The 26,276-nt window shown below is 71.1% G+C and carries 8 protein-coding genes (1 of these 8 running past the window's edge); 5 read left to right on the top strand and 3 right to left on the bottom strand.

The genetic code is table 11. The features are described 5' to 3' along the window. The first annotated feature begins 25 nt into the window (after positions 1–25). Entirely contained in the window at positions 26–427 is a 402-nt protein-coding gene (gene crcB / locus ACT53Q_RS00220) for a fluoride efflux transporter CrcB (protein WP_476184656.1), read from the top strand. A 64-nt stretch (positions 428–491) separates the two neighbouring features. Beyond that, positions 492–968 (top strand): DUF4124 domain-containing protein, encoded by a 477-nt coding sequence (locus tag ACT53Q_RS00215; RefSeq protein WP_476184655.1) that lies wholly within the window; start codon positions 492–494, stop codon positions 966–968. Positions 969–975: 7 nt separating this feature from the next. On the opposite strand, the gene ACT53Q_RS00210 is transcribed toward ACT53Q_RS00215, so the two are convergent. From ACT53Q_RS00210 to ACT53Q_RS00200, 3 genes are read right to left on the bottom strand one after another with little or no spacing between them, the layout of a single operon-like run. Next, a complete protein-coding gene (locus ACT53Q_RS00210; RefSeq protein ID WP_476184654.1) occupies positions 976–4,410 on the bottom strand; it encodes an SbcC/MukB-like Walker B domain-containing protein in 3,435 nt (1,144 codons plus the stop codon). Next, positions 4,397–5,056, bottom strand: a complete 660-nt coding sequence (locus ACT53Q_RS00205) for a DUF4194 domain-containing protein (RefSeq protein ID WP_476184653.1) — start codon at positions 5,054–5,056, stop codon at positions 4,397–4,399. The genes ACT53Q_RS00210 and ACT53Q_RS00205 overlap by 14 nt, the downstream gene beginning before the upstream one ends. Continuing rightward, positions 5,053–6,504, bottom strand: coding sequence for a Wadjet anti-phage system protein JetA family protein (locus tag ACT53Q_RS00200; RefSeq protein ID WP_476185147.1), 1,452 nt, complete (start codon positions 6,502–6,504; stop codon positions 5,053–5,055). The genes ACT53Q_RS00205 and ACT53Q_RS00200 overlap by 4 nt, the downstream gene beginning before the upstream one ends. Positions 6,505–6,710: 206 nt before the next feature. Between ACT53Q_RS00200 and ACT53Q_RS00195 the strand changes: the two genes are divergently transcribed. The 3 genes from ACT53Q_RS00195 to ACT53Q_RS00185 form a co-directional block, all read left to right on the top strand. After that, on the top strand, positions 6,711–7,208 hold the full coding sequence (locus ACT53Q_RS00195; protein ID WP_476184652.1) for a DUF4124 domain-containing protein: 498 nt from the start codon (positions 6,711–6,713) through the stop codon (positions 7,206–7,208). Between the two features lie 725 nt (positions 7,209–7,933). Further along, positions 7,934–8,716: a Stf0 family sulfotransferase gene (locus ACT53Q_RS00190; protein ID WP_476184651.1), complete on the top strand. Its 783-nt coding sequence runs from the start codon at positions 7,934–7,936 to the stop codon at positions 8,714–8,716. Positions 8,717–8,784: 68 nt separating this feature from the next. After that, on the top strand, positions 8,785–26,276 hold the 5' portion of the coding sequence (locus tag ACT53Q_RS00185; RefSeq protein WP_476184650.1) for an amino acid adenylation domain-containing protein. 1,402 nt of this gene lie beyond the right edge of the window; the window shows 17,492 of its 18,894 coding nt (coding positions 1–17,492); the start codon lies at positions 8,785–8,787; its stop codon lies off the right edge, out of view.

Genomic DNA, 26,276 nt, shown 5'->3' with positions numbered 1-26,276 from the left:
GTCGGGTCGACAGACGAGGCGACGCATGAATCCTGCCATCTGGTGGCAGCAGCTCGGCTTGGTCGCCGCGGGCGGGGCGCTGGGCGCGATGCTGCGCTTCTGGCTGGGCGGCCTGCTGCTGCGCCACGTCGGCACCGGATTCCCGTGGGGCACGCTGGCGGTGAACCTGATCGGCTCGTTCGCGGCCGGCTTCCTGGCGATCTGGCTGGAAGGCCGCGGCCCGTCGGCGCTGTACTGGCGGGCGTTCCTGATGGTCGGGATCCTCGGCGCGCTGACCACCTATTCGGCGCTGATGGTCGAGTGCCTGCTGTTCGCGAAGTCCAGCCGCGGCGACTGGGCGCTGGGCTACCTCGTGGTCACGCTCGCTGCCGGCCTCACGCTGGTCTGGCTCGGCGCGCGGACCGCGGACGCGCTCAGGGTTTCCTGACCCGCCGACGCGGGCAATGCCGCACGCAGCAGCGGGACTTCCCCGATCCCGGCCGCCAGCCGCGATGACGATCCTGTTCCGGACCGCGCCGACCGGCGCTTTTCCGGAGCCTTCGATGAAACCGTTCGCCTGCTGCCTGCCGCTCGTCCTCGCCGCCTGCCTGCCCGTCGCAGGCCATGCCGCCAGCTATACGATCCACGTCTGCGTCGATGCCCGCGGCGTCCGCAGCTACCAGGACACGCCGTGTGCCGTCGCCCAGCACAGCGTCGCCACCCGCGAGTTCGCCACGATCGTCCCCGACCCGGCGGCATTAGCCCGCACCCGAGCGATCGAAGCCGAGATGGACCGCCGCAACCGCGGCGGCGGCGACCATGTCCGCATCGTCCGCACCGCGGCGGCAAAACGGAACGCGGCCCCGGACCCGTGCCGCGCCGCCAAGGGTCGCCGCGACACCGAACTCAAGCGCGTCGGCCTGAAGCGCACCTTCGACCAGCTCAGCCGCCTAGACGGCGACGTCTGGGACGCCTGCCACGGGTTCTGAGGCGGGATCAGGCCGCGGGCGCGGGCTGCTCCGCCTCGATCCGCGCGATTTCCGCCGCCAGCAGCTCCGGGTGCAACGCGAACTGGTCGCTGGCGAGCAGGGCGCGGCCGTCCTCGGTGACCTCGATCCGTTCGACCTGCAGCAGCGGGCCGTCGCGGAACAGTTCGATGTAGCTGTCGAGGACGCCGGTGAGCGTGCCCTGGGCGGTGTCCGGGGCGGCCAGCACCAGCTGCAGGCCGAGCGAGCGCAGGTACTGGGTGGTGGCGCGGGCGTTCTGGGCGTCGATCTTGTCGCCGAACTCGTCGAGCATGATCAGGCCGAGGCCGCCGAGTTCGCCGTCGCGCTTGCCATAGGCGGCGGCCAGCGCGGCACCGGCGATCACGTACATCGGCGCGCGGTGTTCGCCGCCCGAGCCCGAGCGCATGCGTTCGCTGAGCGTGCCGATGACCTGCTCGCCCTGGCGGATGTTGACCTCGAACACGAAGAAGCGGCGGTAGTCGTCGAGCGGCGAGGGCGCGCTGCCGCGGCCGCCGACGCGGTCCTCGACGATGTCGCGGAACGCCGCCGGGACCTCGCCGGCGCTGCCGAACAGCGTGTCGGCCTCGCCGACGTCGGCCACGCGGAGGATGAAGCGATGCAGGTCGCGGAACTCCGGCGCCACCTCGCAGCGGAACTGGTAGCGCTCGTCGTTGGAGAACGCCGGGCTCTGCGCGAGCGTGCGGTTGAGCGTGCGGATCTGCTGCTCCAGCCGCTTGAAGTTGTCGTACAGCGCCGAGGCGACGTTGCTGCGGAAGGTCTCGACCGCGATCCCGTACGCCTCGTCGGCGCGGGTCTGGTGCTGCACCAGTTCGGTGTCGCGCAGGTACGCGATCTCGGCCTGCAGCAGCGCGCCGGCGCGGCGCCAGTCCTGCGGCTCCACGTCGAAGCCGACGCCGTGGTCCTTGGCGTACTGCGCCAGCCCCGACCAGGCGTCCGGCAGCACGTTCTGCAGCGCCCTGTCGGCATCGTCGGCGCGCTGGCGGCAGCGGGCGATGCGGTCGACCAGTTCCGGATGCTTCTCGTCGAGGTCGTCGCGATGCTGCTCGACGAGGTTGGGATCGACGTCGGGATGGCGGAACGCGTCGACCGCGGCGCGGGCGATGGCGTCGCTCTCGGCGTTGAGCTGTTCGAGTCGCGACTGCGCGTCCACGACCTTGCCGCGGACGACCGCGTCCTCGCCGACGAGGCGTTCGACCAGCGCGTCGAGTTCGCGGCAGCGGGCATCGAGCGCATGCGCCTGCTCGGTCAGCCGCACGAGGTCCGGATCGGCGATCGCCGCCAACTGGTCGCGCAGCGAGGCGTAGCGCGCCGCGGCTTCGCGGTGGCGCAGCAGCACGTCGTGGACGGCCTGCGCGGCGTGCTCCGGGCCGCCGATGCGGGTCCAGTCGGCGACGCGGGCGTCGAGCGCATTGCAGATCGTCTCCAGCCGGCGAATCTCGCGGCCGGCGCGCTCGCCGTCCTCGCGCAGCAGCTTCAGCCGCTCGCGCTGGTCGGAAGCGCCGATCTTCAGTTCGCCGGCACCCGGCAGGCGCAGGCGTTCGACGCCGCCGCCCTTGGTCACCAGACCGTCGCGGGTCAGGCCGTGGCGGGTCGCGACGACCTCGGCCTCGGTCTCGATGCAGCGCAGATCGCCGAGCTGCTGGCGCAGGTAGGCCACGGCATCGGCGTCGCCGCGGAGCAGGGCGGCGACGCGGCCATCGGCGGGTTTCGCCTCGCGGCCGCCGCGGACCTGACTGGTCAGCGCCAGCTTCACGCCGTAGACCGAGCGGTGGCCCTTCAGCCCGCGATACAGCGCGACCGCGCGCTGCTCGTGTTCGGCCGGGACCAGCAGCGCCTCGACGTGGGTGCGGAGGTAGGCCTCGATCGCGCCCTGCCAGTCGGGATCGCTGACCTGCACGAGGTCGCAGACCGGGCGGCAGGGGATGTCGGCTTCTTCGAGATAGCTCATCAGCCGCACCACGTCGGCGCGCAGCTCGGCGCGGCCCGACTGCAGGCGGCTCTGGTTCTGCGCGGCGAGCTTCTCGCGCTGGCGCGCCTGTTCGAGCTCGCTGCGCGCCTCGTGCGCACGCGCGGCGACGTGCGCCATCGCCGGCGCCGCTGCGCGCAGGGCGTCGATCAGCTGCGCATGCAGCGCTTCCGGCGCATGGTCGATGCCCGCGTCGTCGGCGAGGCTCGCCAGTTGCGTGTAGAGCGCGCCCCAGGTGGCGGCAGCGCGGACCAGCGCGTCGGCGTCCAGCCCGGGCAGTTCGAGCTTCGCCGCGCCGGCGAGCGCATCGCGGACGTAGCCGGCGTTGCGCATCAGCTCGCGCTTGAGCTGCGCCATCTCGTCGCGATCGCGGCCGGCGATCTCGTCGAACGAGGCCTGCTCGCTGTAGCCGCGGGTGCCCTGCAACCGGCGCTGGGCGTCTTCGGCCTGCTGCCGGGCGCTGCCGCGGTCACTGCGGGCCTGGTCGAGCTGGCGGGCGATGCGCGCGGACGCCTCCTGCAACGCGGTCAGCGCGTCTTCGGCGGCGTCGACCTGCTCGCCGTGGGCGTCGCGGCGGTATTCGGCGGCGAGTGCGCGCCACGAGGCGGCGCGGGTGGCGTGCGCGGCGACCTTGCGGTACTGCTGCTCCACGACTTCGGCGGCGCCGATGCGCTGGGCGACCTGCTCGATCTTCTCGCGCAGTTGCCGGAAGCCTTCGAGCAGGCTGCGGAAGCGGGCGATGTCGGTCGGGCGCTCCTCGGCGACCAGCGTGCGCACGAAGTGGTCGACGTCGCTCACGCGCTGCAGGTTCAGCGCGTTCTGGAACGCCTTGCGGTAGGCGACCGGGTCGATGTGCAGGTTGCCGCCCGGCCGCAGGTGCAGCAGCAGGTCGCGCAGGAAGCGTTCGCTGGTCGCGTGCAGTTCCGGCTTGCTGCCGGCGGTCTTGCAGTGCGCGGCGGCGGCGGTGCGGAACTGCGCCCAGGTCAGCGGCAGTTCGCGGCCACCCTGGGTTTCGAGATGGTCGGCCAGCGTCAGCGCCACGCCGGGCAGCAGGTACAGCCCGTGCACGCGGTGGTCGGGCTCGTCCTCGGACGCGCCCAGTGCGACGCCGGCAGTGAGGCATTCGCCGGTGACGGTGTCCTCGAACACGAGGCTGATGTATGTCGTCGCCGTCTTGCGCACGCGGCCGTCGTCGCCGGCGCGGTACACGCCGAGGCAGTAGTCGCGGATGGTGCGGGCGCGGTGGCTGCCGCCGGCCTGCGCGTTGAAGCGGATGGTGTTGCGGTCGCCGCCCAGCATCACGATCTGCAACGCGTCGAGCAGTGCGCTCTTGCCGGCGCCGTTGGGCGCGATGATCGCGGTGGTGGCGTCGAGGTCGAGCGTCTCGGCCTCGAACAGGAAGAACTGGACCAGATGGACCCGCTTAAGCTGGCGCATGCGCGTCCTCCGCCGGCGTGCCGGTCTCGTCGTCGTTTGCGCCAAGGTCGCCGTCGTCATCCTCGTCGCGGTTGTGCTGGTCGAGCCGCTGCAGCCACTGCGCGCCCACGATCTCGACGATCGCCGGCCGCACCACGATCCGGAACGGCTGCGGGTCGTCGGGTTCGCAATCGACCACGCGCGCCACCGACCAGCGGCGCAGGGCGCGCAGGGTCTCGCGCAGCGTGCCGATGTCGGGCATCGGCCGGCCGGTCAGGTCGGCGTAGGCCTCCTGCAGTTCCGGCAGGTCGACGTAGACCTCGCCCTGGTCCTCGATCTGGCCCTGGCGCATCGCCGCGTCGTAGCGCTGGCGCAGCACGAGCAGCAGCAGCGTCTGGTCCAGCGACACCGCGGTGCCTTCGCCGTGCGAGGGGAGCGCGACGACGTAGCGGTAATGCGCGTTGCGCTCCAGCCGCACGCCCAGCGGCTCCAGCGCCGCGGCGAAGTCGCTGAACCAGGTGTCGACGAGGTGGTAGGCGTTCTTGGTGCCGCGATCGCTGGCGTAGAGCACCTGTTCGGTGACCAGCCGGTAGGCGGCGCGTTCGAAGTCCTGCGGGATGTACGTACCGCCGGAAAGTTGGCTGAGCTGGGACCAGGTGCGTTTCATGCGGAAGCGGTCTTTCCTTTGCGGCCCGCGTCGCGGCGCAGCACGAAGCGCGGGCCGCGGAGATGGGCGTTGTCGGCGTGTTCGCCCTCGACCAGCGCGATGCGGAACCCTTGCAGCAGGCGATGCAGGGGATCGTCGCGGCGCAGGCCGCCGGCGCGGCGGCTGCGCAGGGCGAGGGTGATGAGGGTCTGGTAGGCGCGGAAATCCTCGATCGTGGCGATTTCCAGCGTCTGCGAATCGAGTTCGCCGCGGTCGCGCCACTGGCGGTCGAGGTAGCGCCCGAGGTCTTCGGGCAGCACCAGCCGGGCGCGCTTGATCCGGCGCAGCAGGTTCAGCCGCGCCAGTTGTTCGGGCGTGGGCTCGGCCTGCGCGTTGGCGGTGCGCGGGATCGGCCGCGGCCGCGCCTTCGGCGGACGCAGGCGGGTTTCGTCCATCAGTCCGCCCGGCGCGACCGGCAGGCGCAACTCGCCTTCGGGCGCGGCGAGGGCGCCGCGACAGGCGCGGCGGAGCAGGGTATCGAGCCGGTCGGGGGCGCGCAGACGGTAGTCGAGGAACGCCAGCGCCCGGCGGTTGGCCTGGCGGATGTCGTCGTCGAGCCGGCCGAGGTAGTCGTCCAGCCGGTCCAGTTCGTACAGCCGGCGCAGGCTGCGCGAGAACCGCAGCGCGGCGCGCTCGGCATCGCCACCGGGGACGTGCGCGGCGTACCACTCCAGCAGCCGCGGCCGCGCCGGGCCGTGTTCGATCTCCCGCACCATGGCGAGGATCGACGTGCGCCGCGCCAGCGGATGGTCGCTGTTGTGCAGCTCGGCGTAGTCGCCGACGAACAGCTCGCCGACGTAGCGCTCGAACAGGTGCCGGGCGAACGCGGCGGTCGATTCGGCGCGGCTCAGCTCGGGCATCAGGTCGCGCACCTGCACGCCCAGCGCGGCCACGTGCGCCAGCAGGTGCCGGGCCTGCTCGGCCGCCTCGTCCAGCATGTCGCCCTGGGCATGGCCATCGACCACCTGCTGCAACTGCAGCTCGATCGAGCGGACCTTGGCGCCGAGGAAGGTCGGCCCGCGTTCGGCGAACTCGACCAGCAGGCCCAGCAGCCGCGACACCGGATGGGTCATCGACACCATCTCGCGGGCACCGATGCGCTCCTGCCGCAGCCAGCCGGCCTGGCGGAAACGGTCGTAGACCGACTGCGCCCGGATCGAGAGCGGCGTGTCCGGTGGCTCGCCGTCGTCGGCCTCCCACGGGTCGTCGGTCAGCAGGTAGCGCTCCAGCGCGGCGACGATCTCGCGGCGCAGGAAGCCGGTGCTGGGCGGCAGGGGCGCGTCCGGGCCGAAGAATTCGTCGAACAGGCGACACAGCAGCCGCCAGTAGTGCCGGCGGTTGGGCGACGCCAGCGGGCCGAACACCCCTTCGGGCAGGGTCGAGAACAGGCCGACTTCGGCCGGGGACACGCTCAACGGGCAGACTCCGGCGGGGCGGAACGGGGGCGACCGCCGATTATCCCAGAATCCCGGACAGCGTCACCGCCGGCCGGTCCGCGGCGATCCATTCACGCCGTCTGGCGACCCACGCGGCGCCATCGACGCTTTCATTCGCCGCCCCGGCCACGGGAAGACCGGCCCGCGGCATACTGCCGGCAGCCACAGGGGGCAAGGGAATGCGCACGACACGATCCGCCATCGGCCCGACGACGGGCCAGCCGGCGACACGCCTGCTCGCGGCAGGCCTGCTCGCAACAAGCCTGTTCATCGCGTGGGCCGCGACGGCGGTGCCGATCGCCCGGGCTTCGGATGGTGTCCTCTACACCTGCGTGAACGCCAAGGGCCATCGCACTTACCAGAACGCGCCGTGCCCGCAGGGGTCCGAGACTCAGGCCGTCCGGCCGTACCTGGACCCGGGCTGGAATCCGCAGGCCGCCGCCAAGGTCGAAGCCGATCGCCAGGCGGTCGAACGGCGGCGTCGATCCGGCGGCGGAGACTATTCGTTCGGCTGGCCCGAGGAACGCCGCCGCGATCCGAAGGTCGATCGCTGCCGCGTCGCCAAGGCACATCGCGAGGCCGTGCTCGAAGCCGCGGGCCTGTCGCGGACCTACGAACTGCTGAGCCGACTCGACCGCGAGGTCTACGACGCCTGCAAGGACGCGCCCGGGGCCTGAGGCCACGGCACGGCGAGGCGGATCCACGCGGCGCGATCTCGTGCGCAACGGCATCGCCCGCAACGGATGTCCGATTCGGACACGGAGGATCGCCGGCCCGTGGCGCACCGCTTGCGATTGATGACGTGCATTGACGGCCGAATCCCGATGCGATTCAATCGGCCCCCTGTCGGGTGCACAGGGATGCGCCGCCCTGCTTCAGGACGGAGTGACTGTATGCATGTGAACTCGGACCATGAGTTCTGGATCGGATCCTCGCCATCGCAGCCGCCGACGCGGTCTGCGGGCGATACGCGGCGATGCGCACCATCGGTCGCGGCCTTGCGTTCGGGCCGACGGACATGGCGCGGCATCGCCCGCCGCAGGGACGACCTGCGCTGCGGACATGCGCAAGCGTCGTGTCGGCCGCACGCCCCGTCGGTGCGTTGCACGACGAGGTCGATCTCCCGGAGGACATGGCCGGTGACGGGGCCGCATCCGTCGTGCGCGACCGCAGCCCGCCTGCGTCGCACTTCGCCACCCTCGCTCGGGGGGAAGGCCTGACGGGTGCATCGCCCGTCGCTCGCGGGCGCCGAGTCGCACCCGGGATCGTGTTCGTCCGTTCGTCGTTGACCTGTGGCGGCTGCCACGGGTGAACATCAGGGGGAAGTGTCGCGTCTGGCCTGCGGTCGCAGCAGACGGGACGAGTGCGGCTTGGAAACCACGGAAGCAAGGAATCTCGAACGATGCGGAACCAGCGCTCCTACATCATCTGCACCACGATGCGCAGCGGCAGCACGATGCTCGCCAGCGGGTTGCGGGAGACGGGAGTGGCCGGCCGGCCCGACGAATACTTCGCACCGCCGGTGCGGCTGCCGCAGGCGGAAGTGTTCGAGATGGCGCCCACGCGCTATCGCGAGCTGCTGGAGGCGCATCGCCTGACCCATCCCGCGGAGCAGGTGCTGCGCGGGATCATCGAGGCCGGCACCACCGACAACGGCGTGTTCGGCGTCAAGATCCACTTCCAGCGGCCGTTCTCCGATTTCCACAACGCGGTCGAAGTGCTGCAGGCCCGCTTCGACGACCGGCAGGCGTCGCCGCATGAACTCTTCGGCCGCGCGTTCCCGCGGCTGTCGTATCTGTGGCTGCGCCGGCAGGACCGCGTCGCGCAGGCGGTGTCGCTGTTCAAGGCGATCCGCAGCAGCGAGTTCGTGCGCGTCGAGGGCACGCACGATCCGGTCCGTCCGGTCCGCGAGGACGACTTCGACTTCGCCGCGATCCAGCGGCTGGCCGCCTGGCTGCAGAGCGGCGACGACGGCTGGCGCACCTTCTTCAAGCGCCACCGCATCGAACCGATGACGATCGACTACGAGGACCTCGCGGCCGATTACGCACCCACGCTCCGCGCCGTGCTCGAGTACCTCGGGCTGTCGTCGCAGGTGCCCGTGATCGCGGAGACGCGGCATCGCCGGCAGGCGGACGCGATCTCCGAGCAGTGGGCGGCGCGCTACCGCGAGATGGCCGCCTGATGGAGGCGCCGTCCGCCACCAACGCCGATCCCCGCCCCCCCGCCGGACCGTCCGGCGGCGATGCCGGCATGCAGACGCTGTCGGCGCGGTTCGCGGCGCAGGTCGTGCGCACCCCGGAAGCGATCGCGCTGAGCCACGGCGAGACCCGGCTGAGCTATCGCGAACTGCATGCCCGCGCGACGGCGCTGGCGCGTGAACTGCAGCGGCTCGGCGTGGGGCCCGGCGACATCGTCGGCCTGTGCATGGAACGCTCGCCGCGGCTGATCGTCGGCGTGCTCGCGATCCTGCAGGCGGGCGCGGCGTATCTGCCGATCGATCCGCACACGCCCGAAGCCCGCACCGTCTTCATGCTCGGCGATTGCCGGTCGAAGTGGCTCGTCACCGAGCGCGACCTGTGCACGGGCCCGGCGTTGGCGGAAAATCTTCCCGACTGCACGATCCTGCGCCTCGACCGCGACGTCGATCCCGGCATCCCGTCTGTCGCACCCGATGCCGCGGAAAGCCCGGAGCGGGACGTCCCCGCCGGTGCGCTGGCCTACGTGATCTACACCTCGGGCTCGACCGGACAGCCCAAGGGCGTGCTGATCCCGCACGCGAACGTGACCGCGCTGTTCGACGCCGTGCAGCCGCGTTTCCGTTTCGATGCGGACGACGTCTGGACGTTGTTCCATTCCTACGCCTTCGATTTCTCGGTCTGGGAAATCTGGGGCGCGCTGCTGTACGGCGGCCGGCTCGTGATCGTGCCCGGCGAGACCAGCCGCAACCCCGAGGCCTTCCACGAACTTGTGAGCCGCGAAGGCGTCACCGTGCTCAACCAGACGCCGTCGGCGTTCGGGCAGTTCGCGGCGGTCGACGAAGTCCGGCGCCTGCCGCTGCACCTGCGCCTGGTGATCTTCGGCGGCGAAGCGCTGCGCTTCGGCGAACTGCGCGGCTGGTTCGAGCGCCACGGCGACGCGCGGCCGGCGCTCGTGAACATGTACGGCATCACCGAGACCACGGTGCATGTCACCTGGCACGAGGTGACGATGGCCGAAGCGCTGCAGCCGCGCGGCAGCCTGATCGGCGAGGCGTTGCCGCACCTGCAGGCGCACATCCTCGACGAGCGCCAGCAGCCGATCGCCGACGGCGAGCCGGGCGAACTGCATGTGGCGGGCGCGGGCCTGGCCTGGGGTTACCTCGATCGCCCGTCGCTGACGGCCTCGCGTTTCGTCGCGAGTCCGTTCGTGCCGGGCGAACGGCTGTATCGCAGCGGCGATCTGGTCCGACGCCTCCCGGACGGCGGGATGGAGTACCTCGGCCGCATCGACCAGCAGGTGAAGCTGCGCGGCTTCCGCATCGAGCTGGGCGAAATCGAAGCGGTCTTCCTGCGCCATCCCGGCGTGCGGCAGGCGGTCGTGACCAAGCGCGAGGACGACGGCGAGCCGCGTCTCGTGGCGTACGTCGTGCCGGCTCCGGCGCAGGACGACGCGACGCGCGCCGACGAAAGCGTCGCGCAGTGGCAGGCGATCTACCAGGAGACCTACCAGCCGGCGGAAGACGACTGCAGTCCGAGTTTCGTCGGCTGGCACAGCAGCTACACCGGCGCGCCCATTCCCGAAGAGGAGATGCGGGAGTGGCTGGAGGCGACGGCCGTGCGCATCCTCGCCCGGCGCCCGCAGCGGTTGCTGGAGATCGGCTGCGGCGTGGGCCTCGTGCTGCGGCGGCTGGCACCGCATTGCGACGCCTACTTCGGCACCGATCTGTCGCCGATGGCGATCGCGCGCCTGCAGCACTGGCTGCGGACGAGCGATGACATGCCGCAGGTGCGGCTCGCGGCCCGGCCGGCCGTCGATTTCGAGGGTATTCCGCGCGATTTCGACACCGTCGTGCTGAATTCGGTCATCCAGTATTTTCCAGGCGCGCAGTACCTGCTCGACGTGCTGCGCCGCGCGTCGGCGCATCTCGCGCCCGGCGGACGCATCTTCGTCGGCGACGTGCGTCACCACGGCCTGCACGAGGCCTTCCATGCCGACGCGCAGTTCGCGCGGGCCGGCGACGACACGACCGCCGACCGCCTGCGCGCGGCGATCACCTCCGGCATCCGCCAGGAGAAGGAATTGCTGGTGGCGCCGTCGTTCTTCCGGGCGCTGCCGCAGTGGGTGCCCGCGATCACCGGCGTCGACATCCAGCTCAAGCGCGGCGATGCCGACAACGAACTGAACCAGTACCGCTACGACGTCTGGCTGCACGTTGGCACGAGGCCGACTGTCGCTCCGGCCGCCACCGCGTGGCAGCCGGACGGCGACGATCTCCTCGCCGCCCTCGACGGGCATCTCGCACAACAGCGTCCCGCCTGCGTGCGCGTTGACGACATCCCGAACGCCCGCATCGAACCGACACTGCGGACGCTCGCCCTGCTGCGCGACGCCGCCGACGGCGAGACCTGGCGCGCGCTGTGCGAACGGGCAGGGCAGCGACCGCTGCGCGGCGTGCAGCCGGAGGCGCTGTGGCGTCTGGGCGAACGGCATGGCTACACCGTGAGCATCACGTGGTCCGACGCCGATCCGGGATGCCTCGTGGCGACCTTCGTCGATGCGTCCGTCATTGCGATGGCGGACGGCGCGTTGCCTGCTCCCGTCGTCGTCGCCGGCGACCCGCAGGCGCATGCCAACGATCCGCTCGCGGACGCGACGCAGCAGGCCTTCCTGCGCAGCCTGCGCGAACACCTGGGCCAAAGCCTGCCCGAACACATGCTGCCGTCGGCGACGATGCTGCTGCCGGCGCTGCCGCTCACGATCAACGGCAAGGTCGACAAGGACCGGCTGCCGGCGCCGGAGGCGCGTCCCGACGTCACCGATTACGCCGAACCGCAGACGGCGCTGCAGAAGACGCTCGCGACCCTCTTCGCCGAGGTGCTGCACCTGGACCGGGTCGGCCTGCACGACGACTTCTTCCAGCTCGGCGGCCATTCGCTGCTGGCGATGCGGCTCGTCGCGCAGCTGCGTTCCCAACTCGCGGTCGAACTGCCGCTGCGCACGCTGTTCGAGCATCCGACCGTCGCGCGGCTCGAACAGGTCCTGCAGCAAGGGCAGGGCGACGCCGCACCGCGTGTGCTGCCGCCGATCACGGCGCGTCAAGAACACGACGCGATCCCGCTGTCGTTCCCGCAGGAGCGGCTGTGGTTCCTCGAACAGCTCGGCACGCTCGGCGCGGCCTACCACGTGCCGCTCGCGTTCCGGATCCGCGGCCCGCTCGACGTCGATGCGCTGCGCGCGGCGCTTTCGGATCTCGTCACGCGCCACGAGATGCTGCGCACGCGCTTCGTGATCGACGGCGACACGCCGCGGCAGGTGATCGATCCGCCGCCGGGACACGTGCTGGAGATCGTCGATCCAGGCGCGCCCGATGCCGTGCAGGCGCAGCGCTGCCTCGCCGCACTGCTGGACGAGGAAACGCACCATCGCACCGATCTCGAACGCGGCCCGCTGTTCCGCGCGAAACTGCTGCGCCTGCGCGATGACGAACACGCCCTGATCCTCGCCGCGCACCACATCGCGGCGGACGGCTGGTCGCACGAAGTGATGCTGCGCGAACTCGGCGCGCTGTACGACGCCCGGTCGCGCGGCGAGCCGTCGCCGTTGCCGCCGCCGGCCCTGCAATACGCCGACTATGCCGCGTGGCAGCGCCGCTGGCTCGACGGCGACGCGCTGTCGGCACAGCTGCAGTACTGGAAACGGCAGCTCGCCGACGCGCCCGAACTGCTTGCGCTGCCCACCGATCATCCGCGCCCGGCGATGGCGAGTTTCCGCGGCACGCTGCATCGCTTCGCACTCCCGGTCGCGGTCGCGCAACGTCTGCCCCGCTTCGCCCGCCAGGAAGGCGTCACCCCGTTCATGGTGCTGCTCGCCGCGTTCCAGGTGCTGCTGGCGCGCTGGAGCGGCGGCCACGACATCGTGGTGGGCACGCCGACGGCCGGCCGCACGCATCGCGAAACCGAGCCGCTCGTCGGGCTCTTCATCAATACGCTGACGCTGCGCGCGCGGATCGAACCGCAGACGAGCTTCCGCGCGGCGCTGGCGCAGGCGAAGGACACGGCCCTGGCGGCGTTCGCCCACCAGGACGTGCCGTTCGAGAAGGTCGTGGCCGAGCTGCGGCCGAACCGCGATCCCTCGCGGCAACCGGTCGTGCAGGTGATCTTCGCGCTGCAGAACACCGCCCCGGTGGCGCTGCGGCTCGCGGGCACCGGCATCGAACCCATCGAATGCCCGAGCGGCACGTCGAAGTACGACCTCACGCTCAACGTGATCGAAGCCGGCGATCGCCTGGCGGCCGAAATCGAATACGCCAGCGACCTGTTCGAGGCGACGACCATCGCCCGCGTGGCCGGCATGTACGGCGCGCTGCTCGACGACGCGATGGCGCATCCCGACCACGCGGTATCGCGCCTGCGCCTGATCGCGGCCGCGACGCCGCGACCGCAGGCGGATCCCGCGCCGGCACGCCGCCGCACCGTCTGCGATCTGTTCGAGGCGCAGGCCGCCGCGACGCCCGACGCACCCGCGCTGGAATCGCCCACCGCCTGCCTGACCTACGCCGAACTGAAGGCGCATGCCGACCGCATGGCCGTCGCACTGCGCCGTCGGAACATCGGTGCCGGCGATCTCGTCGCCGTGGTCGGCAACCACGACATCGAGACGTTCGTCGCGCTGCTCGCGGTGCTCAAGGCCGGTGCGGCCTACGTGCCGATCGACATCGAATCGCCACGTGAGCGGCTGCGCCATCTGTTCGATGACGCCCGCCCGCGCCTCGTGCTCGCGGATGCCGCCGCGCGCGATCGTCTGCCGGATAACGCGGGCTCGTGCGTCACGTTCGCGGACATCGCGCACGCGACCGCGGGGGCAGGGGACATGGCACTGCGGGACGCGGCGCCCGCGCCCGGCGACCTCGCCTACGTCATCTACACCTCGGGTTCCACCGGCATGCCCAAGGGCGTGCTGGTCGAACACGATGGCCTGCGTGCGCTGGCGCTGGCGCAGATCGATGCGTTCGCCATCACGCCGCACAGCCGGCTGCTGCAGTTCGCGTCGCTGAGCTTCGACGCCTCGGTGTCGGAAGTCTTCACCACCTGGTGCCGCGGCGCCTGCCTGTGCCTGCCGGGACCGGTGCGCATGCTCGCCGGCGACGCGCTGGCCACGCTGCTGGACACGCGCGCCATCACCCACGTGACCCTGCCGCCCAGCGTCGTGCCGGGACTGGTCGATGCGGGCGGCGCACCGACCCTGCAGACGCTGGTGGTGGCGGGCGAAGCCTGCACGGCCGCGATCGTGCGCCATTGGCCGACGCCGGTGCGTTTCATCAATGCCTACGGACCGACCGAAGCGACCGTCTGCGCCACGCTGCATGTCTGCGATTCGGCCGATCCGCGCGACCCGCCCATCGGCAGGCCGCTGGCGCACGCGACGGTCCACGTGCTCGACGATGCGCTGCAGCGCGTCCCGGACGGGATCGCGGGCGAGATCGTCATCGGCGGCACCGGCGTGGCGCGCGGCTATCTGGGCAAGCCCGCGCTCACCGCCGAGCGCTTCCCGGCCGATCCCTTCGCCGGCGGCGGAGCGCGCATGTACCGCACCGGCGATCGCGGCCGCATCCGCGCCGACGGCGTCGTCGAATTCCTCGGCCGCATCGACCAGCAGCTCAAGGTGCGCGGCTATCGCATCGAACCGGGCGACGTCGAAGCCGCGTTGCTCCGCGATGGCCGCATCGCGCAGGCCTTCGTCACCGCGCAGGGCGAACTCGACGGTCGCAGCCTCGTCGCCTACGTCGTTGCCGCGGACCGATCGGCGCCGTCCCCGGACGCTCTGTTGGCCTCGCTGCGAGGACGTCTGCCGGCCTACATGGTGCCGTCGGCGATCGTCGTGCTGGACCGCTTCCCGCTGACGGTGAACGGCAAGATCGATCGGGCCGCACTGCCCGCGCCCGGCGCCGCCGCCGCTGAACGCACGGCCGACGCGCACGTCGCTCCGCGCACGCCGACCGAACAGCGCCTCGCCGCGATCTGGGCCGACGTGCTCGGCTGCGATCCGCCGGGCATGACCGACAATTTCTTCGCACTCGGTGGCCATTCGCTGCTGGCCACGCGCGCCGTCGGCCGCATCCGCCAGTCGCTGGCGGTCGCGATCACCTTGCAGCAGTTCTTCGCCGCCACCACGCTGGAAGCGCTGGCGACCGTCGTCGATGAGACCATCGTCGATGCGACGCGCGACCACGAGACGCCGACCACGTCGCCCGTCCCCGTGCCGCGTTCGCCGCGGATGCCGTTGTCCTCGCTGCAGCAGAGCCTGTGGACGCTGGAACGCCTGGGCTCGGCGGGCGCGGCGTTCAACATGCCGATCACACTACTTGCCGGCGGCGCGGTCGACGTCGAGGCCCTGCGCCGCGCGCTGTCCGAACTGGTGCGCCGGCACGAAAGCCTGCGCACGCGGTTCGCGAGCGACGGCGACGGTCCTTTCTGCACGATCCTGCCGCCGCAGCCGGTGCAGCTCGATGTCCGCGACCTCGCCGCGCTGCCCGCCGCGACACGGCGCGCGGAAATCGACCGCATCCAGCAGGCGGAAATGCAGCGCCGCTTCGATCTCGGCAGCGGCCAGCTGCTGCGCGCGGTGCTGCTCGTCGGCGACGACGACGCGCTGCTGGTGCTGATGACCCACCACATCGCCGTCGACGGCTGGTCGATCGCGCTGCTGGTCGACGAACTGCGCGCGCTGTATGGCGCCTTCGCCGCGGGACGCACGTCGCCGCTGAGTGAACCCGCGCTGCAATCCGTCGATTACAGCGTCTGGCAGCGTCACCGGCTGGACGATCCCGCGCTGGAACGGCAGGCAGCGCGCTGGCGCGAACGGTTGGCCGGTGCGCCGACGGTGTTCGAGTTGCCGACGGACCGCGCGCGGCCAGCCGTGCAGTCGTACCGCGGTGCGCTGCATCGTGTCCGCTTGCCCGTGGAGACGCACCGTGCGCTCGCCGAGCTGGGCGCAGCGCAGGGCGCCACGCTCTACATGACGCTGCTCGCCGCCTACGGCGTGCTGCTGGCCCGCCTCGGCGGCGTCGATGACCTGCTGATCGGGTCCCCGCTCGCGGTGCGCACGGAACCGGCGCTCGAAACGGTGGTCGGACCACTGCTCAACACGGTCGTGGTGCGGGCGAACCTGGCGGACGATCCGACGTTCGTCGATCTGCTCGCGCGCATCCGCAGCTCGACGCTCGACGCCCAGGACGATCGCGAACTGCCCTTCGACCGTCTGGTCGCGCAACTGCAGCCGAAGCGGGATCGTGCACGTCCGCCGCTGGTGCAGGTGCTGTTCTCGCTGCAGAACTATCCGCAGTCGAACGACCGGTCGTCCGGTCAGGGTGCGCCGCAATGGCAGCGCGTCGAAAGTCCCTGGAGCCACGCCAAGTACGAGCTGTCGCTGTACGTCGAAGAGACGCCGGACGGCCTGTCGTGCGAGTTCGAATACGCCACCGACCTGTTCGACGCTGCGACGATCGCGCGCTGGAGCGGACATTTCCTCGCGCTGCTGGCAGGCGCGGTCGCGGATCCATCGACCCGCGCCAGCCGCCTGCCGTTGCTCGACGACGCCGCGCGCCGTCAGATCCTCGAATCCTGGAACGACACCGCGTGCACCGGGCTCGATGCGCTGTCGATCCCCGACCACGTCCGCCTGCAGGCGCAGCGCCGTCCGGAGGCGATCGCCGTGTCCTGCGCCGATCGCGCGCTGACCTACGCGGAGCTCGACCGCCGCAGTTCCGCACTCGCCTCGCGACTGCGCAGCGCAGGGGCGGCCCCCGGCGAGCGCGTCGGCCTCTGTCTCGATCGCACGGTCGACCTGGTCGTCGCGATCCTGGCCGTGTTCAAGTCCGGCGCGGCCTACGTGCCGCTCGACCCGGCCTATCCGCAGCAGCGCCTCGACGACATGGTGCAGGACAGCGCGCTGTGCTGCGTGCTGACCGATCGCGCCAGCGCGGCGCGCGTCACCGGATCGGTCGCGGCGACGTCGCTGCTCGTGATCGACGGAATCGATCCGCTTCCGTCCGAAGACACTACCGTGCACGACGTCGCGCGCTCGCCGGACAGCGTCGCCTACGTCATCTACACGTCGGGCAGCACCGGCCGGCCGAAGGGCTGCGTCGTCACCGACCGCGGCCTGCTCAATCTGCTTGGCGCGCTGGCGGACGAGTTCGATCTCGTGGCCGACGATCGTCTGCTCGCGGTCACGCCCTACAGCTTCGACATCGCCGGTCTCGAACTGCTGATGCCGCTGCTGCGCGGCGCGCGGACGCATGTCTGCCCGGCGGCGCATGCCCGCGATGCGCAGCGCCTGGCGCGGACGATCCGCGAGGTGCAGCCGACGCTGATGCAGGCGACGCCGGCGACGTGGCAGATGCTGTATCGCGTCGGCTGGCGCAACGACACCGGCATGCGCCTGCTGTGCGGCGGCGAAGCGTTGCCCGACACGCTGCGCGGGCACCTGCTCGACAGCGATGCCGCATGGAACCTCTACGGCCCCACGGAAACGACGATCTGGTCCACGACCGAACGTCTCGTGCGCGATGCGGCCACGACCATCGGCCGGCCGATCGCGAACACGCACGTGTACGTGCTGGATGCGGCGATGGCGCCGGTGCCGATCGGCGTGGAGGGCGATCTGTACATCGGCGGCGACGGCTTGGCGCTGGGCTACTGGAACCGGCCGTCGCTCACCGCACAGCGCTTCATCGCCGATCCGTTCTCGATCGGCGGGCGCCTCTACCACACCGGCGATCGGGCCCGCTGGCAGGCCGATGGGCGGCTGGAGTATCTGGGACGCCACGACGCGCAGGTGAAGCTGCGCGGCTTCCGCATCGAGCTGGGCGACATCGAGTCGGCGCTGGCGAAGCATCCCGTCATCGACCTCTGCGCCTGCGCCGTGCGTCGCGACGGCGAGCCGCAACTCGTCGCGGCCTGCGTGCCCGCGCCGGGCACAGCCTCGATGCCCGATCGACGCGCGCTGCAGGCCTTCCTGCGCGTGTCGCTGCCGGAGCACATGATCCCGGTGGACTTCATCGCGGTGCAGGCACTGCCGCTGACGCCGAACGGCAAAGTTGACCGCACCGCGATCGCGACGCTGCGCGCAGGCGCATCCACACCGGTATCCATGGCGGCACCAACGGCCACGGCGGCAGCCCGGCCGCGACGCTCGCACGACGAATACGCACGCCAGCTGCTCGCAATGTGGCGCCATGCGCTGGGTCGCGACGACATCGATCCGGACGACGGCTTCTTCGAGATCGGCGGCAATTCGCTGCTGGCCGTGACCCTCGCCGAGCGGATCGCCGCGGAACTGCAGCCGACGTTCGAGATCACCGCGCTGTTCGAGTTCGGCTCGATCGCACGCATCGCGCGGCATCTCGAAGCGCTCGATGGCGATGCATCCGCTGCGGCGGAAGACGATGCCCATACCGTTGGCGAAACCGCATCGATCCCGGCCGCGGCCGCCGATGCGACGACCGCAGGCGTGCCTGCGTACTACGCGGACAGCGTCGCCATCGTCGGCATGTCCTGCGCCTTCCCGGGCGCGGACGACCACGACGCCTTCTGGGACAACCTGCTGCAGGGACGGGAAAGCATCGAGCGCATTCCCGAGGCCGAGCTTCGCGCGCTCGGCGTGCCGGACCATGTCCTCGCCGATCCGAAGTTCGTCCCGGTCCGTTCCACGCTGGCCGACCGCGAGCTGTTCGACGCCGCGTTCTTCAACATCTCCGAGCGCGACGCGCAGTGGATGGACCCGCAGTTGCGCCTGCTGCTCATGCATGCGTGGCGCGCGATCGAGGACGCGGGCTATCGCGTCGACGACGTCGCCGACACGGCGGTGTTCGCCACCGCCAGCAACAGCGCCTACCACGCGCGTCTGATGGCCTCCGCGTCGGCGCACGACATCGAGCAGTACGTGGGCTGGATCATGGCCCAGAGCGGCACGCTGCCGGCCGTGATCTCCAACAAGCTGGGGCTGAAGGGGCCCAGCCTGTTCGTGCATTCCAATTGTTCGTCCTCGCTGACCGCGCTGGACCTGGCGCATCGCAGGCTGCTCGAAGGCGAATGGCGCTTCGCGCTGGTCGCCGCGGCGCGCGTCGCCAGCTTCGAAGGCGCCGGCTACGTGCACCAGGACGGCATGAACTTCTCCAGCGACGGCCACCTGCGCGCGTTCGATGCGGCTGCAGACGGCGCCGTCGGCGGCGAGGGCGTCGCCGTGCTGCTGCTCAAGCGCGCGAACGAGGCAATCGCCGACGGCGACCACATCTACGCGCTGCTGCGCGCAACCTCGATCAACAACGACGGCGGCGAGAGCGCCGGCTTCTACGCGCCGAGTGTCGCCGGCCAGCGCGAGGCCATCGACCGGGCCCTGACCAACGCCGGCATCGAGCCCGACACCATCGGCTACGTCGAGGCGCACGGCACCGGCACGCCGCTGGGCGATCCGATCGAGATCGCGGCGCTGTCGCAGGCCTACGGCCGGCATACGCAGGCGCGCGGCTTCTGCGGCATCGGGTCGGTCAAGACCAACATCGGGCACCTCGACACCGCCGCCGGTCTCGCGGGCTGCATCAAGGCGACGCTGAGCCTGTCGCGCGGCGAGATCCCGCCGACGCTGCATTTCCGTTCGCCCAACCCGGCGCTGAAGCTGGACCGATCGCCGTTCCATGTCGTCGCCGAACGGCAGCGGTGGCAAGGGCCGAGTCCGCGCCGCGCGGCGGTGAGTTCGATGGGCGTGGGCGGCAGCAATGCGCACGTCATCCTCGAGGCATGCGACGTCGCCGACGCCATCAATGACGACACGCCGGGCCCTTGGCTGTTCCCGCTGTCCGCGCACGATCCCGAATGCCTGCGCATGCTGGCCGCACGCTTGTCGGCGTTCGTGGCGAGGCACCCGTCGCTGTCGCTGCGCAGCCTGGCCTGGACGCTGCAGGTCGGCCGCAGGGAAATGTCGCATCGCCTGGCCATCGTCGCGACCGATGCAAACGAGCTGCAGACGCGCCTGCAGCGCTGGCTCGACGGCGGCGAGGCCTCGACCGGCGTGCACGTCGGTTGCGCGCCGAAGCGCGCCGGCAACGCCGCGCACGATCCGGCCAGTGCCGAGCTGGAAGCCGCGCTCGCACGCTGGGCGCGGCACGGCCATTTCGAAAAGCTGGCGTTGCTGTGGGTGACCGGCTTCGCCTTCGACTGGCGCGCGCTGTACCCGGATGACCCGCCGCGCCGGATCAGCGCGCCGACGTATCCCTTCCGCAAGCAGCGGTTCTGGCTCGATGCGCCACCGGTCGCGGCCGCCCAACCGACGGCGCGCAAACCGTCGCCGGCGCTGTTCGTCGAACGCTGGGATCGCCCGGCCACCGCGCGGCTGCACTGGCCGCATCGACGCGTTGTCGTCCTGTGCGATTTCGCGGCCGACGCGCCGCTCGTGCGCTCCGCCATGGCGCGGGCAGCCGCGGCCTCCAATCTCGCGCTGCACGTGCTGCCGCGCACTGTCGCGCCGGTGGGCGAGCGCTACGCAGCGCACGCAACCGCGCTGCTCGACCTGCTGCGGGAAACGGCCTCGATCGCGCCGGCGATGCTCCAGCTCGTGCTGCCGGACGACGAGGATGGCATCGTCTGCGGGGCATTGACGTCGCTGCTGCTCAGCGCCAGGCGTGAATACGATCGGCTCGATGTGCAGACCCTGCATGTCGCCGCCGAGATCGCGCCGGAAGCGATCCTCGCGCAGCTCTTCGACGTCGCGCCCCTCGCGGCGCGACACGTGCGTGGCCTCGGCGCAGCGACGCGCATGCGCCGCTTCGAGGCGTTGCCTGACGCCTCCGTGTCGAACGTGCCATGGCGCGAAGGCGGCCGCTATCTGATCACCGGCGGCAACGGCCGGCTCGGCAGGATCGTCGCCGGCGCGATGGCAGCGACGCTGCACTCCGGCGTCATCGTGCTCGCCGGCCGTGGCGAACCGTCGGCCGAGACCGCGGAACACGTGACGGCCCTGCGTACGCAGGGGCTGCAGGCGGAATTCCGCCGCGCGGACATCGCCGATGCCGCGCAGGCGCGATCGCTGCTGCAGGCGATGACGGCGGCCCATGGCGGGATCGACGGCATCGTGCACGCGGCCGGCGTGCTGGACGATGGCTATCTCGCGCGCAAGCGCGCCGCGCAGATGCTCGGCGTGCTGGCGCCGAAGGTGGCGGGGCTCGAACACCTCGATGCTGCCCTCGGCGCGGCGGCACTCGATTTCCTCATCTGTTTCGGCTCGATCGGCAGCGTCGCCGGCAGTGCGGGGCAGGGCGACTACGCCGCTGCCAACGCCTTCATGCGCACGTTCGCCGAACGGCGCAACGCGCAGGCCATGCGTGGCCTGCGCCGCGGCCGGACGCTGTGCATCGACTGGCCGTACTGGCGCGAGGGCGGCATGCAGCTCTCGGTGCACGCGGAAGCCGAGTTGCGCCGGGTCGGCCTGGCACCGCTGGAAACCGCGGACGGACTGGCCGCGTTGCAGCGCGCCTGGGGCAGCGGCGCATCCTGCGTCACTGTGCTGGCAGGCGAGGGCGCGCACCTCGGCGATCTGCTGGCGTCGCTCGACGAGCGCGTGGAAGCGACCGCCGCGTCGTCGTCAGCTGCGATCGGCGATGGCGTCATCGATGACGACGCGTCGTCGATCGCCCGCAACACGCTGCAGCGACTGATCGCGGTCTTCGCCGAGGTGTCGAAGATCGATCCGGCGCGGATCGACGGGACCGAGTCGCTGGAAACCTTCAGCATCGACTCGATCATGATCGTGCAGCTGAACCAGCGTCTCGCGCCCGCATTCCCCGGCCTGTCGAAGACCGTGTTCTACCAGTTCGCGACGCTGGCGGCGATCCGCGATCACCTGCTCGCGGACCACGCGGAAGCGTGCCGTCGATGGACGGCCGCCGGACTCGAGCCCGCGGCCGCACGCGAGGAGCCGGCGAACGCGTCCGCGACGCCGCGACGCGACGTTCCCGTCGCGATGGCGACGCAGCCCCTCGCGCGCACGTCCGGCTCCGGCATGCGCGAACCCATCGCCATCATCGGTCTCGCCGGTCGCTATCCGCATGCGCGCGATCTCGATGCGTTCTGGCGCAACCTGCGCGATGGCCGCGACTGCATCGATCCGATTCCGGCGGAACGCTGGTCGCTCGACGGCTTCTTCTGCGAGGACCCGCAGACCGCGATCGCGAACCGGATGAGCTACTGCCGCTGGGGCGGGTTCCTCGACGGATTCGCCGAGTTCGATCCGCTGTTCTTCGGCCTGTCGCCGGCCGAGGCGATGGACATGGATCCGCAGGAACGGCTGTTCCTGCAGGCCTGCTGGGAAGCGCTTGAAGACGCCAACCACACGCGCGAACTCCTGGCGCGCCGGCACGGCGGCCGCGTCGGCGTCTTCGCCGGCATCACCAAGACCGGCTTCGAACTGCACGGGCGCGATCTCGCGGAGCGCGGCGATCCGGCCACGCCGTACACCAGCTTCGCGTCGGTGGCGAATCGCGTGTCCTACCTGCTCGACCTCAACGGCCCGAGCTTCCCGATCGACACGATGTGTTCGGCGTCGCTGACCGCCATCCACGAAGCCTGCGAACACCTGCTGCGGGACGAGTGCGAACTGGCATTGGCCGGCGGCGTGAACCTGTACCTGCATCCGTCGACCTACGTCGGCCTGTGCTCGCAGCGCATGCTGTCGACCGATGGCCGCTGCCGCAGCTTCGGCGCCGATGCGACCGGCTTCGTGCCCGGCGAAGGCGTCGGCGTGGTGCTGCTCAAGCCGCTGTCGCTGGCGCAGCGCGACGGCGACCGCATGCACGGCGTGATCCTGGCCTCCGGCATCAACCACGGCGGCCGCACGCACGGCTACACCGTGCCGAACCCGCGGGCGCAGCGCGACCTGATCCGCGACACGCTCGCGCGCGCCGGCGTCGAGGCCCGCGACATCGGCCATGTCGAAGCGCATGGCACGGGCACCGAGATGGGCGACCCGATCGAGGTCGACGGACTCTCGCAGGCGTTCGCCGCCACCACGACGGACCGGCAGTTCTGCGCGCTGGGTTCGATCAAGTCGAACATCGGCCATCTCGAAGCCGCGGCCGGCATCGCCGGCCTGACCAAGGTGCTGCTGCAGTTCCGGCACCGGACGCTCGTGCCGACGATCCACAGCACGTCCGTCAATCCGAACATCGCGCTGTCGCGGACGCCGTTCTTCCTGCAGCACGACGCCCGGCCATGGCGGCATGCGCATCGGGACGATGGCACGCCAGTGCCGCACATCGCGACGGTGTCGTCGTTCGGTGCCGGCGGCGCGAACGCGTTTCTCGTCGTGCGCGAACCACTGGCCACCCGGTCGGTTCCGGCAGCGACGCATGCCGCCTCACAAGCGCCCGCGCTGTTCGTGTTGTCCGCGCGTCGCGCCGACCGTCTGGCGGAGTACGCGCAGCGACTCGCTGCGGCGCTGGCGGAAGGCGATTTCACCGACGGCGACCTCGCCGCCATCGCCGCGACATTGCAACTGGGCCGCGAGGCCATGGCGCACCGGCTGGCGTTCGTCGCGACCTCGCTGGCGGGCGCGATCGAGACGTTGCAGCGCTTCGCGCAGGGCGACCCGCTGCCGTCCGGCATCCACGTCGGCCTGCAGCGCCGCGGAACGAGCGTCGACGCGCCGCCGCTGCCGGCGGATGACGCATGGACGGCCGCGCGATGCGATGCGTTGCTGGCCGCCTGGGCCGCCGGCGCGTCGATCGACTGGACGCGTCTCCATGGCGAACGCCCGGCGCTGGTGTCGCTGCCCACGTATCCGTTCGCGCGGGAGACGTACTGGCCGGTGACGCCGTCGTCAGCGAGCACCCGCATCGCTGAGCCGGCCCCGGTCGCATCGATCGAAGCGGGCGAACTCCTGCTCACGCCCGAGTGGGAAGACGTCGACGCGATCGAGGGCACGCCCTTCGCGGGCACGCTGGTGGTCGTCAACGCACCGGCGGCGCAGCGACACGCCTGGCAGGCCGCATCGACGATGGACGCGCGCCACGCCATCGAGTGGGTCGGAATCGCCGCGAACGACGGCACACCGCTGCGTCAATCCCTGATCGGCCACCGCCTCGCGAAGGTCGTCTGGTTCGCGCCGTCCGCGGCTGCGGAGACTTTCGACGCGATGCTGGACACGCACGCGCAGGCGGTCGAGCAGTGCGCCGCGCTGCTGCAGACACTCCTCGATGCGGGCGAGCGGGGCGCCACGATCGATCTCGTCGCCGTCACGCGGCAAGGCCAGTCGACCAGCAACGGTGACGACGGGCTCGACCCTGCGCATGCCGCGGTCGCGGGTTTCCTGCGGTCCGCGGCGAAGGAATACCGCCACGGCGGCATCGCGGTACTCGATCTCGATGCCGGCGACGCGACGCCTGTGCCGTCGATCGAAACGCTGGCGTCCGCGCGCGTGATCGCGGGGCGGGCCACGGTCCATGCGTATCGCCACGGCCGCTGGCAGCGCAGCCGACTGACCGCCGTGGAGGTCGCCGGGACCTTGCCGAGCGCCTTCCGGCACGGCGGAGTGTACGTCGTCGTCGGCGGCGCGGGCCATGTCGGCCAGCGGATCACCGAACACCTCATCCGCACGCATGCGGCCCGCGTGGTCTGGGTCGGCCGGCGCGCGGCCGCGGATGTGCAGGACGCGCTGTCCGCCTTCGCCGCGGGTCGCCGCCCGTCCTACGTGCAGGCCGACGCCGCCGATCCGGCATCGCTGCAGCGCATGCGCGAGGCGGTGCTCGCACGCTTCGGCCGGATCGACGCATTGCTGGTCGCGACCACACATTTCTCGCTCGCGCCGCTCGCTTCGCTCTCGCGCGCGGACCTGCGCGCGGCCTTCGATGCCAAGGTCGCGCCGGCGATCCACCTCGCCCGGACGTTCGAGGGCGATGCGCTCGACGGCATCGTGTTCTTCTCCTCGCTCGTGTCGTTCATCGGCAACCGGGCGCAGAGTCACTATGCCGCCGCCTGCGCATGGCAGGACGCATTCGCGCATCTGCTGTCGCGACGCAACGGCATTCGGGCGAAGGTGATGAACTGGGGCTACTGGACAATCGACGACCCGCTGCGCACGGAAGAGTTGCGCGAGATCGGCATCGCGTTCATCGATGCCGCCTCGGGCGGCCGGGCGCTGGACACCCTGCTGTCCGGGCCGTTCGACCAGTGCGGATTCCTGTGCACGCAGCGACCGCTTTCGGTCGAAGGCATGAATGTCCACGACATGCTGCAGGTCGACGGCAGCACGGTGCGCCGGGCGGCACGCGCGCCTTCAGCCGAGCGCGCCACCACGGCGGTCGTCGCGGAACTCCCTGCGACGGATGGCGCGGACGATCCCTTCGCGTTGCACGAGTTCGTGCAGGCGACCGTCGCGCGCGAAGTTTGCGGTGCGCTGAGGATGGACCCGTCGCTGCTCGACGAGCAGGCGATGTTCGCCGAATACGGCGTCGATTCGATCACGGGGCTGAAGGTCGTGCGCGCGATCAACGACGCCTTGGGCATCGCGCTGCCGGGTCCGTGCCTGTTCGACCATCCCAGCCTCGAAAAGTTGACCGCGCACATCCTCGACGCGCACCACGCAGGCGTGTCGCGTGCGCGCGCCGCGACGAAACCATCGATCGCGTCGTCCGCGCAGCGGCCCGATGCCGCCACCGCCCCCGCGGCCGAACCGCAGACCGGACGCGCGCGGCTGCGCGAGCCGATCGCGATCATCGGCATGAGCGGGCGCTTCCCGCAGTCGGACGACTGCGATGAACTGTGGCGCCACCTCGCGGCAGGGCACGACCTGATCGAACCGGCGACGCGCTGGCAGGCCGGCGCATGGAGCACGGGCATCGAAGGCCCGCTGTGCCGCCATGCAGGCTACGTCCGCGATGTCGATGCGTTCGACCCGCTGTTCTTCCGCATCTCCCGTGCCGACGCGCTGTACATGGATCCGCAGCAGCGGCTGTGCCTGGAGGAATCCTGGAAGGCGCTGGAAATGGCCGGCTACGTCGGCGTGGCCATCGCCGGCCGGAAATGCGGCGTCTACATCGGCTGCAGCGGCGAGGATTACACGCAGCTCATTCCGGGCGACCTGCCGGATGCCGCGATGCACGGCAGTTCGACCGCGCTGCTGTCGTCGCGGGTCGCCTATCACCTGGATCTGCATGGCCCCGCGTTGACGGTGGACACCGCGTGTTCGAGCGGACTCGTCGCCGTGCATCTGGCCTGCCAGGCGCTGTGGATGGACGAGATCGAACTGGCCATCGCCGGCGGTGTCCACGTGCAGTGCACGCAGGGGTTCCATCTCATCGGCAGCCGCACCGGCATGCTGTCGCCGGAGGGCCGCTGCTTCACGTTCGACGCACGCGCGAGCGGCTTCGTGCCCTCCGACGGCGTCGGCATCGTCGTGCTGAAGACGCTGTCCGCGGCGCAGGCCGATGGCGACCATGTCATCGGCGTGATCGCGGGCAGCGGGATCAACCAGGACGGCACGAGCAACGGCCTCAC

The sequence above is a fragment of the Lysobacter sp. DMC97 genome (assembly GCF_056313745.1).
This window is presented reverse-complemented; position numbering and strand designations above follow the sequence as displayed.